General features: G+C 65.1%; 12 protein-coding genes and 1 tRNA gene. 6 read left to right on the forward strand and 7 right to left on the reverse strand.

Annotated features, from left to right (window positions below):
* The first annotated feature begins 38 nt into the window (after positions 1–38).
* Positions 39–1454: an HNH endonuclease signature motif containing protein gene (locus tag ACX12F_RS08600; RefSeq protein ID WP_459369179.1), complete on the forward strand. Its 1416-nt coding sequence runs from the start codon at positions 39–41 to the stop codon at positions 1452–1454.
* Positions 1455–1620: 166 nt separating this feature from the next.
* On the opposite strand, the gene ACX12F_RS08605 is transcribed toward ACX12F_RS08600, so the two are convergent.
* Both ACX12F_RS08605 and ACX12F_RS08610 read right to left on the reverse strand, forming a co-directional pair.
* Positions 1621–2862, reverse strand: a complete 1242-nt coding sequence (locus ACX12F_RS08605) for an IS256 family transposase (protein WP_459366463.1) — start codon at positions 2860–2862, stop codon at positions 1621–1623.
* A 153-nt stretch (positions 2863–3015) separates the two neighbouring features.
* A complete protein-coding gene (locus ACX12F_RS08610) occupies positions 3016–3819 on the reverse strand; it encodes an acyl-CoA thioesterase (protein WP_459369180.1) in 804 nt (267 codons plus the stop codon).
* Positions 3820–3915: 96 nt separating this feature from the next.
* Between ACX12F_RS08610 and ACX12F_RS08615 the strand changes: the two genes are divergently transcribed.
* From ACX12F_RS08615 to ACX12F_RS08625, 3 genes are all read left to right on the forward strand, one after another.
* A tRNA-Ile gene (locus tag ACX12F_RS08615) sits at positions 3916–3989 on the forward strand.
* Positions 3990–4181: 192 nt separating this feature from the next.
* Positions 4182–5452 (forward strand): IS3 family transposase gene (locus ACX12F_RS08620; RefSeq protein ID WP_459369181.1). Its coding sequence is split into 2 segments (ribosomal slippage): positions 4182–4455 and positions 4455–5452, totalling 1272 coding nucleotides; the frame shifts between segments, so codons are not numbered across the junction.
* A 50-nt stretch (positions 5453–5502) separates the two neighbouring features.
* Complete coding sequence (locus ACX12F_RS08625) at positions 5503–5667, forward strand: hypothetical protein (protein WP_459369182.1); 165 nt, start codon at positions 5503–5505, stop codon at positions 5665–5667.
* A 19-nt stretch (positions 5668–5686) separates the two neighbouring features.
* On the opposite strand, the gene ACX12F_RS08630 is transcribed toward ACX12F_RS08625, so the two are convergent.
* The 3 genes from ACX12F_RS08630 to ACX12F_RS08640 form a co-directional block, all read right to left on the reverse strand.
* Positions 5687–6586, reverse strand: coding sequence for a hypothetical protein (locus tag ACX12F_RS08630; RefSeq protein WP_459369183.1), 900 nt, complete (start codon positions 6584–6586; stop codon positions 5687–5689).
* Positions 6587–6801: 215 nt separating this feature from the next.
* Positions 6802–8027 (reverse strand): IS3 family transposase gene (locus ACX12F_RS08635; protein ID WP_280109264.1). Its coding sequence is split into 2 segments (ribosomal slippage): positions 6802–7764 and positions 7767–8027, totalling 1224 coding nucleotides; the frame shifts between segments, so codons are not numbered across the junction.
* Between the two features lie 96 nt (positions 8028–8123).
* Positions 8124–8309: a hypothetical protein gene (locus tag ACX12F_RS08640; RefSeq protein WP_459369184.1), complete on the reverse strand. Its 186-nt coding sequence runs from the start codon at positions 8307–8309 to the stop codon at positions 8124–8126.
* A gap of 123 nt (positions 8310–8432) precedes the next feature.
* On the opposite strand from ACX12F_RS08640, the gene ACX12F_RS08645 reads away from it, so the two are divergent.
* On the forward strand, positions 8433–9860 hold the full coding sequence (locus ACX12F_RS08645) for an alpha/beta hydrolase (RefSeq protein WP_459370279.1): 1428 nt from the start codon (positions 8433–8435) through the stop codon (positions 9858–9860).
* A 119-nt stretch (positions 9861–9979) separates the two neighbouring features.
* Positions 9980–12058 (forward strand): FUSC family protein, encoded by a 2079-nt coding sequence (locus ACX12F_RS08650; RefSeq protein WP_459369185.1) that lies wholly within the window; start codon positions 9980–9982, stop codon positions 12056–12058.
* Positions 12059–12137: 79 nt separating this feature from the next.
* Here ACX12F_RS08650 and ACX12F_RS08655 read toward each other — a convergent pair whose 3' ends face one another.
* The gene (locus ACX12F_RS08655) at positions 12138–14150 is read right to left on the reverse strand and encodes a hypothetical protein (protein ID WP_459369186.1); all 2013 of its coding nucleotides are present in this window, start codon (positions 14148–14150) and stop codon (positions 12138–12140) included.
* A 236-nt stretch (positions 14151–14386) separates the two neighbouring features.
* Positions 14387–15520, reverse strand: a complete 1134-nt coding sequence (locus tag ACX12F_RS08660; RefSeq protein ID WP_459369187.1) for a BTAD domain-containing putative transcriptional regulator — start codon at positions 15518–15520, stop codon at positions 14387–14389.
* Positions 15521–15609: the final 89 nt, after the last annotated feature.

Consider the following 15609-nt stretch of genomic DNA (forward strand, 5'->3'; position numbering starts at 1 on the left):
ACGGTTTCTTGTCGGTAGTTCGAACTAATGTTCGAAGTATGGGATTGACTGATCCGGCCTCCGTCGAGCAGGCATACGCCGCTTACGAAGCCGCCGCGGCCGCGATCGCGGCCCTGGACTACGCCGGTCTGCCCATCGAAGTCTTGTTGGAGTTGCAGTCCCGTCGCGAAACCCTGAAGTGTGCCGCCGAGGCGGTCGACCACCAGATCCTGGCCGCCGCCCAGACCCAGGCCACGGCCAAAGACATCGGGGCGAAAGACTGGCCCGAGGTGCTGCATATCCGGCATCGCATCAGCTGGGAGGAGGCCCGCCGCCGGGTCCGCGACTGCGACCATCTCGGGCCGCGGTCGGCGATCACCGGCGAACCCCTGGGCCCGGTGTGGGAACTGGTCGCCGCCGCCCAAGCCGACGGTGTCATCAATATCGAGCATATCGCGGTGATCACCGGATTCTTTGCGAAGGTGCCGTTGTGGGTGGACCCGGTCACGTTGGTGCAGTGTGAACGCGACCTGGTGGCCGCAGCGCGGTACAAGACGCCGGAGGAGCTGCGCAAAGCGGCCGCTGATCTGCTGTACCGGCTCGATCAGGACGGGCCCGAACCTGACGATGACGAACCGGACCCGCAACGGTCGTTCGTGATGGGTAAGCAGCAGGCCGATGGGCGCTCGGAAGTCAAGGCCAGCCTCGATCCGGAGGCTCGGGCCTATTGGGAGGCGTTGTTCGAAAAGTTGGCCGCGCCGGGGATGTGCAATCCCGACGATCCCGAGCCGTGCATCTCGGGCACACCGACCCAAGCCCAGATCGCGGGCGACACCCGCACCGTGGCTCAGCGTCAGTACGACGCGTTCAAAGCGGTGGGCCGGATGATGCTGGCCTCCGGGCAGTTGGGCGAGCACAGCGGGCTCCCGGTGTCGGTGGTGGCGACCACGACGGTGCAGGAACTCGAACGCGGCGCCGGGGTCGCGGTCACCCACACGGGATCGAAACTGCCGGTGCGGGATTTGATCCGGATGGCCGGGCAAGGTGCCTACCACTACCTGGCGGTGTTCGATCAACACACCACCATCCCCCTCTATTTAGGTCGGGCCCGGCGCACCGCCACCACCGGGCAGCGGATCATGTTGTTCGCCCGCGACCGCGGCTGCACCAAACCCAATTGCACCGCCCCGGCCTCGCGCTGCCAGGCCCACCACGTTGACACCGATTGGGGCGACGACGGCCCCACCGATATCACCAACCTCGCCCTGGCCTGCGGCTGCGACAACCGAGCCGCCCACGCTGGCGGCTGGAGCACCACCATGAAAAACGGCCGCGCCCACTGGACCCCGCCACCACTACTCGACATCGGCCAACCCCGCACCAACCAATACCACCACCCCACCCTCTACCCGCCCGAGAGCGAGGATGGCGAGGGCGAGGACGGCGATGGTGAAAGTGACAGTCCGGCAAGCTAACCCGGCATTCCGCCACGGCGCCTCACGCCGCGACGGCAGTAGTGCATGCACCACGGCGACTTACCCGTTGATGATGCGGCCCGTGGAGACGTGGCGTTCGACGTCTGCGACGGCGCAGCGTCCGCGGGACTGTCAGATAAACGGTGGATCTGATCCTGGCATTTGGTTAGTTGCCAGTCGGAGTGATCCGGCCGTTAAAGGTGATCGCGAACGCGTTCAGTGCGGGCTTCCACCTCATCGCCCATCGTGCCTTACCGCGGCCGGTGGGGTCTAGGGATCGGGTCACCAGGTAGAGGCACTTGAGCGCGGCCTGTTCGGTCGGGAAGTGCCCGCGGGCCCGAATCGCCCGCCGGTAGCGGGCATTGAGGGATTCGACCGCATTCGTCGAGCAGATGACGCGACGAATCTCGACGTCGTAGTCCAGGAACGGCACAAACTCACTCCAGGCGTTCTCCCACAGCGCCGTGATTGCCGGATACTGCGCACCCCACTTGGCGGTGAACTCGACGAACCGTTCCTTGGCCGCAGCCTCGGTTGCCGCGGTGTAGACCGGCCGGATGTCCTTGGCGATCTGATCCCAGTACTTACGCGACGCGTAACGAAAGGTGTTGCGCAGCAGATGAATCACGCACGTCTGCACCACCGCGCGGGACCACACCGTGTTGATCGCCTCCGGCAGCCCTTTGAGGCCGTCACAGACCACCATGCACACATCGGCGGTGCCGCGGTTCTTGATCTCTGTGAGTACCGCCAACCAGAATTTTGCACCCTCACCGCCATCGCCGGCCCACAGGCCCAGGATGTCGCGCTCACCGGTGCAGGTGACCCCGATCGCGACGTAGATGGGCCGGTTGGTGACCTGACCATCGCGGACCTTGACGAAGATCGCATCGATGAACACCACCGGATACACCGACTCCAGCGGCCGGTTGCACCACTCGGTCATCTCGCCGACCACCTTGTCGGTGATCCGCGAGATGGTGTCCTTGGATACCGTGGCTCCGTAGACGTCGGCGAAGTGGGCGGCAATCTCCCCAGTGGTCAATCCCTTTGCCGTCAGCGACAATACGATTTCATCGATCCCCGTCAGGCGCCGTTGACGTTTCTTCACGATCTGCGGCTCGAACGAGCTGTTGGTGTCCCGCGGCACGTCGATCTCGACCGGGCCGATCTCGGTGAACACCGTTTTGGTCCGGGTGCCGTTGCGGGAATTACCGCTGCCGCGGCCAGCCGGGTCATGCTTGTCATAGCCCAGGTGCTCGGCCATCTCGGCATCCAGTGCCGTTTCCAGCACGTTCTTGGTCAACTGGTTCAGCAGCCCATTCGGGCCGACCAGCTCGACGCCTTGTTCCTTCGCTTGTGCGAGCAGCTGCTCCGCTAGCTGCCGTTGATCCAGGTCAATCGCCATAGATTCGAGTGTTTCTGACATCGTCAGTCCTTCCCGCCAAGCTCACGCTCGGCGTGTCAGACCAAGATCAGATCCACCGTTGTTCGGACAGTCCCATGCGGCCCGTGGAGACGTGGCGTTCGACGTCTGCGACGGCGCAGCGTCCGCTGGACGTCAGCCCTTGAAGTACACGATCTGATGGGTGCTGGCGAGCAATGCGCCGTCGCGGGACCACACGTGTGCGCTCTGGTCGAAGTACCCGTCGGAGAAGCGGTTTGCGTGGGCGCTGCCCAACACGTAGTCACCCCCAATGCTTTCGAGCTCTTGTCCGTTGGCGTGGAAGTACGTGGTCAGCGAGATGGTCCCGGCCGGGAAGAATCCGCCGCGCCGCAGGAACACCCGGGGATAGAAGATGTCGGACATCGCAGCGAGGGCGGCGAAGTCGAGGCCGCGCTGGTTCGCGTCCCGCACCCACAGCGTCGTCCTCGATGACTCGCTGGGTCTGGAATCCTCTCCCGGGAAGGGGTTTTCGACATACCGCGTGTCGTATTGGCTCACCCACGGCAGGGGAGGGCCGCTGATGGTGAGCCCTCCGGGTGGCGCGACGCTCGGCATGCGGGACTCGTCGTCCGACCACGTGTCGCGGCGGATGCCGAAAACCATGGTGGCCGTGGTCTTGATGTCGCCGTCCTGACTGAGCTCGGCGATCCAGTGCTGGTTGGTGCGGTTGGTGCGCGCTGCCCGCAGCGCGATGTCGAACTCGCCGTCGGCGATGGGCGCCGCGAAGTTGACGGTGAGTGCCAGTGGTTCGCCGATGCGATTCGGGTGTATGTCCACCGCGTGCAACAGTGCTGCGGCGGTGATCCCGCCAAAGGGGCCGACCATGTTCGCCCAATCCGGCCGAGTGCGGCCCCGCATGCGGTCTGGGTCGACAGGCTGCAGGTCCAGGGCTCTATCGAAAGGGTGGGTGTCGGTCACGCTCAACATGATGCCTGGCGTTGGTAGGCGTCGAGTCGGCCCGTGGCGTGTCGTCACGGGACGGCGTGCGACCATAGTGGCCGCGATCCTCGCAATGGGGCGGTAGCTCAGTTGGTTAGAGCCGGGGACTCATAATCCCTTGGTCGCGGGTTCGAGCCCCGCCCGCCCTACTCAAGGCTTGGTATGACGTCGGGTGATACCTGGCATTTCGACTTCGGGTGCCGCCTGCCAGCGTTTGGGCTGATGCCCTACAGCTGCGTCGGTTGACCCTTGACACTCCCCAAATGAGGGAGTTGAGCATGGTGAGTTGAATCGCCCCGAGTTTGATGCACACCTTCTTTCGAGGGAAGGTTGTCCGCATCATGCCGAAGAAGTACGACGAGGAGTTCAAGGCCCGGGCGGTGCGGCTGGTCACTGACCATGCCGAGGAGTACGAAACCCGCACGGCCTGCATCACCGCGGTCGTCAAGCGGTTGGGGGTGTCCTACGAATCGCTGCGCCGGTGGGTCAACCAGGCCGAGGTCGATACCGGGGTCCGCGATGGTGTCCCGTCCGATACCGCACGGGAGTTGCGGGAACTCAAACGTAAGAACCGTGAGCTTGAGGAAACCATCGAAATCCTCAAGGCGGCAACAAGTTTCTTCGCGCGGGAGAGCGACCCGCGACACCGCTGATTTGCGGGTTCATCGCCGAGCATCGCGCTCGGTTCGGGGTCGCTCCGATCTGCCGCGTGCTGTCCGAGCATGGCTGCCAGATCGCCCCGAGAACCTTCTACGCCTGGCTGGCCCGACCGCCGTCGGCGCGGGCCTTGTGGGACACCGTCATCACCGAGGTGTTGGCCGGCTACTACGAACCTGACGAGGCGGGCCGACGCAAGCCCGAGTCGTTGTATGGCGCGGTGAAGATGTGGGCGCACCTACAGCGCCAGGGCATCCCGGTGGCCCGCTGCACCGTCGAGCGCCTGATGAAGGCCAACGGCTGGCAGGGTGTGCGCCGGCGCAAGAAGGTCCGCACCACCATCGCCGATCCGGCGGCCGACCGCGCTCCGGATCTGGTGGACCGCCAATTCCGGGTGCCGGCCCCTAACATGCTGCTGGTGGCCGACTTCACTTATGTCCGGCTGGCCGGCGGGGTGTTCGTCTACACCGCGTTCGCCATCGACGCCTACGCCGGACGGATCGTTGGCTGGACCTGCTCAGCGAGCAAGGAAGACCGGTTCGTACGCCGGGCGATCCAGCACGCCGCCGAGCTACGGCGCCGTGAGGGTAACCCATTGACGGGCAATACAATTCACCATTCAGATGCGGGGTCGCAGTACACCTCGGTGCGGTTCGGGGAGACCTTGTCGCTATCGGGATTGGTGCCGTCGATCGGAACGGTCGGGGACGCCTTCGACAACGCCCTGGCCGAGACCACCATCGGCTTGTACAAGACCGAGGCCGTCTGCGACGACTCACCGCTGCGGCGTGGCCCCCTGCACCGCCTGACCGACGTCGAACTGCTCACCGCCGACTGGGTGCACTGGTACAACACCCATCGGCTCATGCACCGACTGGGCCGCATCCCACCGATCGAGTACGAGCAGATCTACTACGCTACGAAGACAGCCCAATCCGAGGCTGCACACCCATAACCAGGTGTGCACCAAACTCGGGGCGATTCAAGTAGCGATATCGTGCCCTGTTGGCGGTGATCAGTGGCGGGCTGTCGATAAGCCAGGTGGCCACCATCATGACCTGGATCGATCCCCCGCAGAAGTCACGTGAACAGTTCGGTCTCGTTTTCGATATTGGCGGATGGGTCGAACGATCGCGTCTCCTGCGGCCCGTCCGGCCTTTCGGCGAGTAGCCCGATGCGAGTGCGGATGTCAATTCAGTGAAACGAAGACGTCATCGAGCACGCGCGGGCGTCCGGCGCGCTGCGCCGATTTTCGGGACGCGACATTCAGATGGTCGATGGTGCCGACCAGATGCACCGACCGGTCGTGGGCCACGGTGTGTGCCCATGCCGACTGCGCGGACGCGGCATAGCCGCGGCCACCGAATGCCACGTCGACGATCTCCTCGTGCACTTCCTCACCGAGGATCCAGTCCACGGCGCCCGGCACGATCGCCAGCAACCCGACGATGTGGTTGTCAGCGACGATGGCCCGCAACTGGTCAGCGGTGTGCCAGGCCCGGATGTCGTCCGGTTCGGCAGGGGTGACGTTGGTGTACAGGTCGGGTCGCGTTTCGCGCAGGTGATCAAAGCGTTTCTGTACCAGCGTGATTGCGTCATCGACGTGCACGAAGGGCTGCAGGACGACGCGGCTGTCGGGTGGTGTCATGTGGGCGTAGGGGGCGGCGTGGATGCTGACGTCGAGACGTACGTGTGGACTGGTCAGGGCGCCGGGGCGGATGCGCAGTCGTAGGTCCAGGGGGCTGAACATGGACCACTCGGTGCGGACGCAGTCGCGTAGCGCCTCGAGGTCGGTAAAACTATGGGCGATGACTTCCACGAAGGGCCGGTCGGGGTTGCGGCGGTAGAACCTTATGCCGCCCAACAGGTTTCCGGCGCGGCAGCCGATCATGCGGTGGGCGTAGTCGGCGGGGACCACGCCGGGCAGAGTGATGTGATCGGAAAACTGCCGGGCGTACTCGGTGTTGTCGACTTTGGCTGCTTGATCGTCCAGCCATTCGGTGACCAGTCGGTTTCCCCGGTCGTGTCCGTATAGGCCTGTGGCGACGTCGCGTTGATCTGTCAGTGATGGCCAGTCGGCGGTGCTCACTTGAGCAAGCCTAAGCAACGGAGCTCCCCGACTGATCTGGCCGAGCGGTGGGTGGGTTTGGCCGGTATGTCTGTCCGCCATGGACGAGTGCGAGTCGGTATAACTCTGTGGCGTGTGGGTCAACTCAGTGCCGCCACGCTATGCGGGCTTGCAGGAGGTTGTTCTCGATACCGAAGCCCCAAGAACTGGGGTTCACCCCGTTTGGTAGACATCGGTTAAGCGGCCTGGTTGGCCGTTGTGACGAGCTGTCGTTCGAAGGTTATCGGACTGATCATGCCCAGACTGCTGTGTCGGCGTGACCGGTTGTACGTGTTCTCGATCCAGTTGCTGACCGCCAGGATCGCCTCGCGATGCGTGGTGAACGAATGCCGTTGATAAAACTCGGTTTTCAGTGTCGACCAGAACGATTCCTGTTGCGCGTTGTCATAGCAGACACCGGTCCGACCGACCGATAACCGGACCCCGACCTCTTTAGCCACGCCGGTCAACTGCGCCGAGGTGTACTGGCAGCCGCGGTCGGCGTGAAAGATCACCCGATCGGCCGGCGCGGCGGCCGGTGGCGGGTCACGGAACAACACAGCCCGCCGCAAGGCCTGCTCGACTATGTCGGTGTGCAGACTGGCGGCGAAGGCGTACCCCAGGACTCGGCGCGAGCAGCCGTCACGGACCGCGCACAGATACAACCAGCCCTGCCCGGTGGCCAGGTAGGTGATGTCAGAGGTCCACACCTTGTTCAGCTCGCCGCGATCGAATTGGCGTGCCACCAGATCCGGTATGACGCATGGCCCGCCACCGCCGATGGTCGTCGGCGGTGTCCACGGTCGCGGACTGATACCGCGAATCCCGTTCTGGCGCATCAGTTTGGCAATAGTCTTGAGGGAAACGACTTCACCGGCGGCCCGCAGATCGGCGGTGATCCGCGGAGCGCCGTTCACCTGATCGGAGGCGTCATGAGCCGCCCGGATCTTGACCACCAGGTCCGCGTTGCGCGCCGCCCGCCCGCTCAGCGTGCCGGCTGCGCGGGCCAGCAGCCCGGTGACCCACTTGTAGTAGCCCGACCGCGATACACCCAGCAGCGTGCACATCCGGGCGATGGTGGGCATCTGCGCGACGGCCTTCTGCGCGTGGATCAATTCGAACGCCTCGGCGGGTTCGAGTTCTCCGCAGCGAAGAAGGCCGCGGCTTTTTTCAGGAACTCCCGATCCATCCGCAACTCGGCCACCTCACGGCGCAACCGCGCCAGCTCGGCCCGCTCATCAGCATCGATCGCCGTCGGCGGATCAGCCATCTGCGCCCGCTCGATCGCCACCCACCGGCCCAGCAGCTGTTCACCCACGCCGATCTCCCGCGCCACCTCAGCGATCGTGCGCCCGGTATCGATCACCAGATGCGCCGCCTCCCGCCGGTAGGCCGGGGTATACGACTTCCTCTTCGCACCCATCAGGTGCCATCCTTCCCTGCCCAGCCGCAGCCGAGCGATCAGGATGTCTACCAAACGGGGTCAACCCCAGAACATGTCGAGGTCGTTCGCGTTGTGTCACGGATAGCGGGGCGGTGCTTTACATCGTCGGTTCATCGAGAGTCGCCGGATGACGACCGTCAGCTCGGCCCAGCAGGTGATTTGACCGCTCGAGGGCAGGTTGTCCGTGGCGCTCAGACGGTCACCGAGCGGTTCCAGATGAACCGCGGCGGTGCCGTCGGGCACCTGGTCCGAGTTCGTCACCAAGTGTTTGCTGTGCGGAGTCTTGCGTGTGTGTTACGTCGAAGTTACGGTAGCGGCGCGCTGTGCCGGGTGGCATGGCTCCCACACGTAAATTGATCAACGCGGTCAAGGGAATTAGGTGGCATCGTGACCGCAACACCCCAGCTCTCGGCGCTGCTGCTCGAGCACGCATCGTTGACGCACGGTGCTATCCCGGTCGTGACCGAGGCTCTCGGGATGGTGCTGCTGGGCGTGGCCGTGCTGCCACATGATTGGCGCTGGCTGCGGCTATGGCTGCCGATAGCCACGGTGTGCGGGCTGCTAGCCGCGGCCTGCGCACGTTGGTACCTGAACTCGGCGGGCGTCATCTCGGGCGTGACTCCGCTGAAGCTGTGGTTCTGGGTTGCCGCGATTGCGATCGCAGCCGTCTTATCGGTTGCCGGCTGGAGACGCAGTCGGTGGAACCGGCGCGCCGTAGCCCTGAGTGCCGTCGCCACGTCACTGGTGTGTGCAGTGGTGACGATCAACGCGTGGCTGGGGTACCTGCCGACAGTGGGTGCGGCGTGGACCGGGCTGGTCGGCGGACCACTACCCGACCAACTGGACTCATCGAAAGTCGCTGCGCTGCGTGGCACTCACACCGTGCCCGCGAACGGGACGGTGATGAGCGTCTCGATCAATCCGTCCGATCCGCACTTCGGGCACCGCGACGAATTGGTCTATCTGCCTCCGGTGTGGTTCTCCAATCCGACGCCTCCGCCGCTGCCGGTCATCATGATGATCGGCGGCGAATTCAACTCCCCGCCGGACTGGATTCGTGCCGGCGATGCCGTCGCCACTGTCGACCGATTCGCTGCGCAGCACCAGGGCAATGCCCCGGCGCTCGTCTTTGTCGATGCGGGAGGCGCGTTCAACATCGATACTGAGTGTGTCAACGGTCCGCGCGGCAATGCCGCCGATCATTTGGTGCGTGATGTGGTGCCCTATCTGACCATGCGCATGAATGTAAGTGCTGACCCTCATTCGTGGGCAGTAGCCGGTTTTTCCGCGGGCGGTACGTGCGCTGTCGACCTTGCTGTCATGCACCCCGAACGCTTCGCCACCTTCTTGGACATCGCCGGTGACCGCGGACCCAATGCGGGTGACAAGGCGCAGACCGTGGATCGGCTTTTCGGAGGCAGCATCCAGGCTTGGACCGCATTTGACCCGGTCTCGGTAATGGCGCGCCATGGCCGTTACACCGGTATCGCCGGAACCATCGTTGTTTCCGGGGCCATCGACGACGGGCACGGTAAGCGCGGGGGTAACCCTGGTGAGGCGGCTGCCGCCTCCGAACTGTGCACCGTGGCAACGGCCAACGGTATCGCCTGTGACGTTGTGCTCGCAGAAGGTCGACATGATTGGCCGTTCGCCGGCCGAGCGTTTGCCGCAGCGCTGCCGTCACTCGCTGCACGACTGGGAGTGCCCGGCGACCCCGCCGAACGCGTCAAGCCCGAGCCGGGGCCGGCGATCCAGCGGTCAATGCATCCCGGGCCCACCCTCGAAGCCAGTCCCGGCACACATCATCGCTGACCGTCCAGGTGGACTCCACGGGTCGTGCGCGGTCGAGCAGATGCGCGGCTGAGGTCGACCGGCAGCCCGGGTCGAACCTCCGCGTCTGCGGGCACAGGTCGGTACCGCAGAATTGACCTGTGCAGTTATCGGCGGCGGTGAATAGAGCGAGTGTTCTGACCGCAGCCGACCCGGGCCGGATTCGGCTGCGCAGTGCGGCAGCGACCACCTTCTCGCTGATGCTGGCGATCGGCGTGATGCTGGCATTCACTCGGGTGGCAGGGCAGCCGGTCACCGTCGCGATGCTCGGCGCCGTGGTGGCCATGCAGGCGTCCGCCGCTGTCAAAGACCGTGATCAGCGCAGCCGCAACATCACCACAGTGCTGCTGTTCTTCCCGGCGATCGGCGCCATCACGCTCGCCGCATTCCTGGGTCCGCACGGGAAGATCGCCGACGTCGGCTTCATCGCCGTCCTGTTCGCCGCGGTGTGGGTGCGGCGGTACGGTCCCCGGGGGAACGCGCTGGGGATGGTCGCGTTCATCTCCTATTTCTTCGCACTGTTCCTGCGCACTCCGCTGCATCAGATGCCGATGCTGGCGGTCGCCGTCGCGGTCGGGATCACGTCCTCATTGCTGGTGCACGTGCTGCTGTTTCCGGAGCGGCCGCGCGTCGAGGCCCGGCGTCTGCTGTCCGCGTTGCGCGCTGCTTCGACGGCCGCCTTGGACGTGGCGGTCACGCAGCGCGGCGTGGTCGAGGTCGAGGTCTTGCGCCGTCGACTCGATCAGCTCGGTGAGACGGCGTTGCTGATCGATGACTGGCTGGATCGACATGAGGCGGCGAACTCGCTGAGCGTCACCAGCAAGGATCTGGCACTGCGCGTATTCGAGGCGCAGATCATGCTGGAGCAGGCCGCGTCGTTCCTGTGGTGGCTCGACCAGGATCAGCCATGGCCCGACGGTCTACGGGACGCGGTCGCTGCGCTGCAGATCTGTCTGATGAACAATCCCACCGTCAAACAACTCCGGCAGGCCCGACGCATGGGTGCCGCGGCAGCGGACCAGGCAGACTTGTCGACCTCCGCCGGCCTCGCGACTGTGACCGCTTACCGGGCGATGCAGGCGCACTTGGCAATTCACCACATCACCACCAACGCCCGAGGTCTCAGCGACGAGGACATCGCCGATGCCGGAGTCCACCAGGAAGACGGGGACGACAGCGAGGAAGCACCGACTGGACTGAACCCCAGCACCAAAGCCGCGATTCAGGTCGCCGTGGCGACAAGCGCGGCAACCGTTCTGGGCGAGCTCATCTCACCTGACCGGTGGTACTGGGCGGTGCTGACGGCATTCTTGGTGTTCACCGGCGTCACGACGCGCGGTGAGATTCTCACCCGCGCGGGACACCGCATCGTCGGCACGGTGGTCGGGGTCGTGGCGGGCGTGGTACTGGCCGCCGTCATCGGGCGGAACCCGCCCGTACAGATCACCGTCCTTCTTGTGTGCGTGTTCTTCGCGTTCTATCTGGTGACTGTTGCCTATTTCTGGTTGACATTCTTCGTGACCGTGCTGTTGGCGATGCTGTACGGACTGCTGGGCAATTTCAGCCTCCAGGTGCTGGAAGTGCGGATCGCAGAAACAGCCGCAGGTGGTCTGGTGGGCATCGCCTCGGCGTACTTCATCTTCTCGACCAAGACGCGCGCCACGTTCGTCGACAAGGTCGACGACTACCTGGGCCAGATGGAGAAGGTCATCAACACCGCGGTGGCAGAGGTGCTGACGCCCGACGATGCCAGCGATCTCGTGGCGGATACCCGTCGGATGGATAATGCTTTGAAGGCGGCAATTACTGCCGGTAAGCCCCTTCAGATGGGCCCACTTTCGGAACTGCGGCATGGCGTCCGGCGGCTGATGCGCGGATTGCAGATTGCCAACCGCTCCGCTCACGCACTGGCTCGCGCCGGAGTGACCGCGTCACATGGCGGCGCGCTTCCCGAGGGTGCAGCCGACGCGCTGGAGCAAGCCGTGGCACGGACCTGTGATGCACTGGCGCGGGTGCGGAAACTGGTTGCCGGCGACGACCTGAACTACGTGGAAAAGCGAAGTGAAATGGCTGCTTTCGACATCGGGATGCCGGAGATGCGGCCCGGTCCAGTGCGCGCGGCCGTTCGGTCGCTGAACATGCTGGATCGCGCGCTCGCCGAAGTCACCACCCGGGTGTGACGCTGACAGTCCGAAGAGAGCGGGTCAGGATGTTGAATTCCTGACCCGCTCTGGCTATTTCGACGTTGTCGCGGTCTGGCTAGGAGCCGTGGTGAGTGATGGTCCGCTGCCGGGGTACCCCGTCGATGTTGTGGGGTGCCGAATCGGTGCTGATGCGAGGCGCGGAGCCACCGGTAGCGCTGTGGTGGTTCGGGATCACCGGGATCGGTGCAATGACGCTGGGCGGCAGGATGATCGGCGTGCGGGGTGGGGTGGCGGTAATTGTTGTTGTGGGCGCATTCGCTGATGTCGTTGGGACGGTGCTGGTTTCGTCAGCCGGCGTTGGCGCGGATGCGGTGGTGGTGGTGACCGGGACAGTCTGGGTGGTGGTGACGACCGGTGCCGGCGGCGTCGTCTGTTCGGTCGCCTGCGGCAGCGGCGCCGGAACGGGCACCGAATCGCTGGGCGGCACAATCGCACTCGTAGGCACGGCCGCGGTGGTGGACGTCACCGGCGATGTGGTCGGGCCGCCGGACGGCCGCGCGCCGCCGAAGGTGAGGGCGAGCGCTCCGATCGGCAAGGCCAGAAACAGGCCGGCGGAGACCAACAGCCGGGCGCGGCCGTGGCGCGAGCGCCGGCCCGGGCGCCGCTGCGGTCCAGCGCCGCCCGGCAGCGGTGCGGAGTCGACGGTCAGTCCACCTCCTGTCGAAATACCCTGACCGGCAAGGCCTGTGGTGGCTGATCCGACAGAGTCACCGATGCCGGGTACGGCGGTGTCTGCGCGGGGTGCGCCGTGCAGATTCCAGCCGTAGCCGCCGCCGACGTAGTCGGAGTCGCCGGTGCTGCCCTGCAGGCCGCTGCCGGGCAGGTGGGGGCCGTGGCCGGAGTCGTGCCGGGTCGAGTGGTGTCCGAGGCTGGGCTTCTCGTCTCCGTTGTCGCCGTCGTCCGAGCGCGGAGCTCCGAAGTGGGTCCAGCCGTAGCCGCCGCCGGCGTTGTCCGTGTCTCCAGTGCCGGCGGTGCCGGTGCCATGACCGGCGGGGGTGCTGCCGCGCGCGGGGTGGGCGTGGTGGCCCAGGCCGGGACGTTCTTCTCCGTCGCCTTCGGGATCCGAGTCGCTGCCGCCGGTGGGGCCGCCGTCGTCGGGAGCGGGCGGGTCGGCGGGCGCGGCGGTCTGATCGTCGGTGTTGTCGTCGTCGTGGTGGTCGTCGTTCGAGGAGCTGTCGTCCGAGGAGCTGTCGCCCGAGGAACTGCCGTCATCGGTGGGGGAGACGTCGTAGACGTCACTGGCATCGGTCGATGCGCTGGTGCCGACATCGCCTTCGGCGGAGGAGGTGTCGTAGATGTCGCTGTCGTCACCACCGATGTCGCCGGCTCCAGTGACGACGTCGACGGCATCACCTGTGGTGTCACCAGCAGTCACGGTGAACCCGGTGTGGATCGTGCCGTCACTGTTGTGTTGAGTGCCGTCGGGGTCCGTCCAGCTGCCGTCCTGGTGGTACACGTAGGACCCGCCGAATGGCCCGGGGAGCGATGTGTCGCCGTTCTCGTAGTGAGTGACGCCGTCCTTGTCTGTCCAGGTGCCGTCCGTGTAGTGCAAGTTGCCGTCGCGGTCGGTCCAGGTGCCGTCGATGTAATAGGTGTTGCCGTCGGGATCGGTCCAGGTGCCGTCGGAGTTGATGGTCCAGCCGCCAGAGGTCTGCACCTGACCGTCGGGGTACGTGGTGTTGCCGTCTGGGTCGAGGGTGAGCCCGCTCGGGGAATGGATGGTTCCGTTCGCGTCCACCCAGGAGCCGGTTTTGGGGTTGACGGTTCCGCCGCCGTTGGGCAGGCCCGGATCGAAGTAGGTGCCGTCTGGATGCACGACAAGGTTGTCCTGGCCGAAGGGGCCGGGCTCGACGATGTCACCGTTGGCCTCGTGAATGTAACCCTGGCTGTCGATCCAACCGTCTTTGGTGTAGGTGGTGCCTTGGGGATCGGTCCAGCTGCCGTCGGCGTTGATCTTCCAGCCGTTGGCGGGGTCGCTTGAATCGGAGCTGCCGCCATGGACATCCGACCGGTACCAACCCTTCCCGCTGCCGCTGGGGGTGATGTGGGTGAGTTCCCGAGAGCCCATGGTGTCCGTCTCTTCCTCGCTGGCGATTGGCCGCGTGTCGGCCGGTCACGTAGAGAGTGCGGGCAAGTTCTTGCGTCGTTCTTGGGTGATTCTTGTGTCTTGTTTCTGCTGGTGGTCAGTTCGTTCTAGAACGCCACGAAGGCGCCGCCGAGGAAAAGTGCAGAGCCGCTTCGCCCCTATGGCCGCAACGCCGATTGTCATCTCCGGACCGGCGTGGCAATGCGCACTATGAGCTCTCAGGCCGAACCGGTTTCGAAGATGAACTCGTTGTCGCCGATCCGGATATGGTCCCCGTTGTCGAGATTGGCACTATTGGCGATGCGGTGTCGGTTGACTTCGACGCCGTTGGCCGAACGTTGATCGGTGATGACGAATCCCGTCCCGGTGTCGACGATGATGGCGTGATGCCTGCTGACGGCTGCGTCGTCGAGGACGATGTCGTTGTCGGAGAGTCGACCGATACGTGTGACCGGTTGCGGTAATTGCACGAATCGGCCACTGGCATAACGGAGTCCAGCGGTCCTCGGTTGTCCACCGGTGTCGAGATTTGCCGCAGATTTGATCAGCGTGCGCGTTGCTGTCGCTTGGGCGGCACTCTTTGTGTCGAGCGGCTCCTGGCGCAGTATCCGACGGTAGATCGCGCTCAAGGTGGGGCCGGGGTCGATGCCCAGGTCCTCGGCGAGTCTGATCTTGACGCGTTGGTAGCACTGTAGTGCGTCGGATTGTCGTTCGGTGACGTAGTACGCGGTGATGAGCTGAACCCACAGCGGTTCCCGATAGGGATGTTCGGCGGCGAGCCCTTCCAGCTCGCCGATCACAGAATTGGCTCGGCCGCAAGCAATCTCGGCTTCCGCGCGGACGACGTGGGCTGTCAATTTCTCTTCGGTCAGGGCCGTGGTGAAGGTGTCGACGAATGAATAGCCGCGCAGGTCGTCCAGAGCCGGCCCCCGCCACTCGGACAGAGCGGCCGTCAAGTCGCAGGTGGCACTTTCGAATTGGCCGGCGGCCGAGGACCGCAGGGCTGCGGTCGTCGCGAGTTTGAAGCGCCCCAAGTCGTAGTCGGTGTCGTCCAGTCGCAGGCAATATCCCGGTGGCGCACTGGCCAGTACGGTGCGCGCGTCATCCCGACCGGTGCCGAGTAGCCGGCGCAGGTTGGAGATGTATGCCTGCACGCTCGCGCGGGCCGCGGGTATCGGATCGTCACCCCACACCGCGTCGATCAACGTATCTGCGCTGATCGCCCGGTTCCGGTTGATCACCAGCATCGCGAATACCGCGCGCTGTTTCGAAGCGCCGAGGGGGACCGGTGTTCCGGACAGGCTGACCTGCAGCGGTCCCAGCACGCTCACGTCGAGACCGGCCTGGCTCATTCCTGCAGCCTCCCTCCCGGCGGCACGTGGCAGGACTGTAGGCGGTGGGGTTACCGTCGTTGTCGTCAAACTCTAGTACGGCATTGTCT

The organism is Mycolicibacterium sp. HS_4_1 (assembly GCF_054515875.1).

Coding starts and splice junctions, on each gene's coding strand:
- ACX12F_RS08600 (WP_459369179.1), top strand. CDS start 39: ATGGGATTGACTGATCCGGCCTCCGTCGAGCAGGCATACGCCGCTTAC.
- ACX12F_RS08605 (WP_459366463.1), bottom strand. CDS start 2,862: ATGGCGATTGACCTGGATCAACGGCAGCTAGCGGAGCAGCTGCTCGCA.
- ACX12F_RS08655 (WP_459369186.1), bottom strand. CDS start 14,150: ATGGGCTCTCGGGAACTCACCCACATCACCCCCAGCGGCAGCGGGAAG.
- ACX12F_RS08660 (WP_459369187.1), bottom strand. CDS start 15,520: ATGAGCCAGGCCGGTCTCGACGTGAGCGTGCTGGGACCGCTGCAGGTC.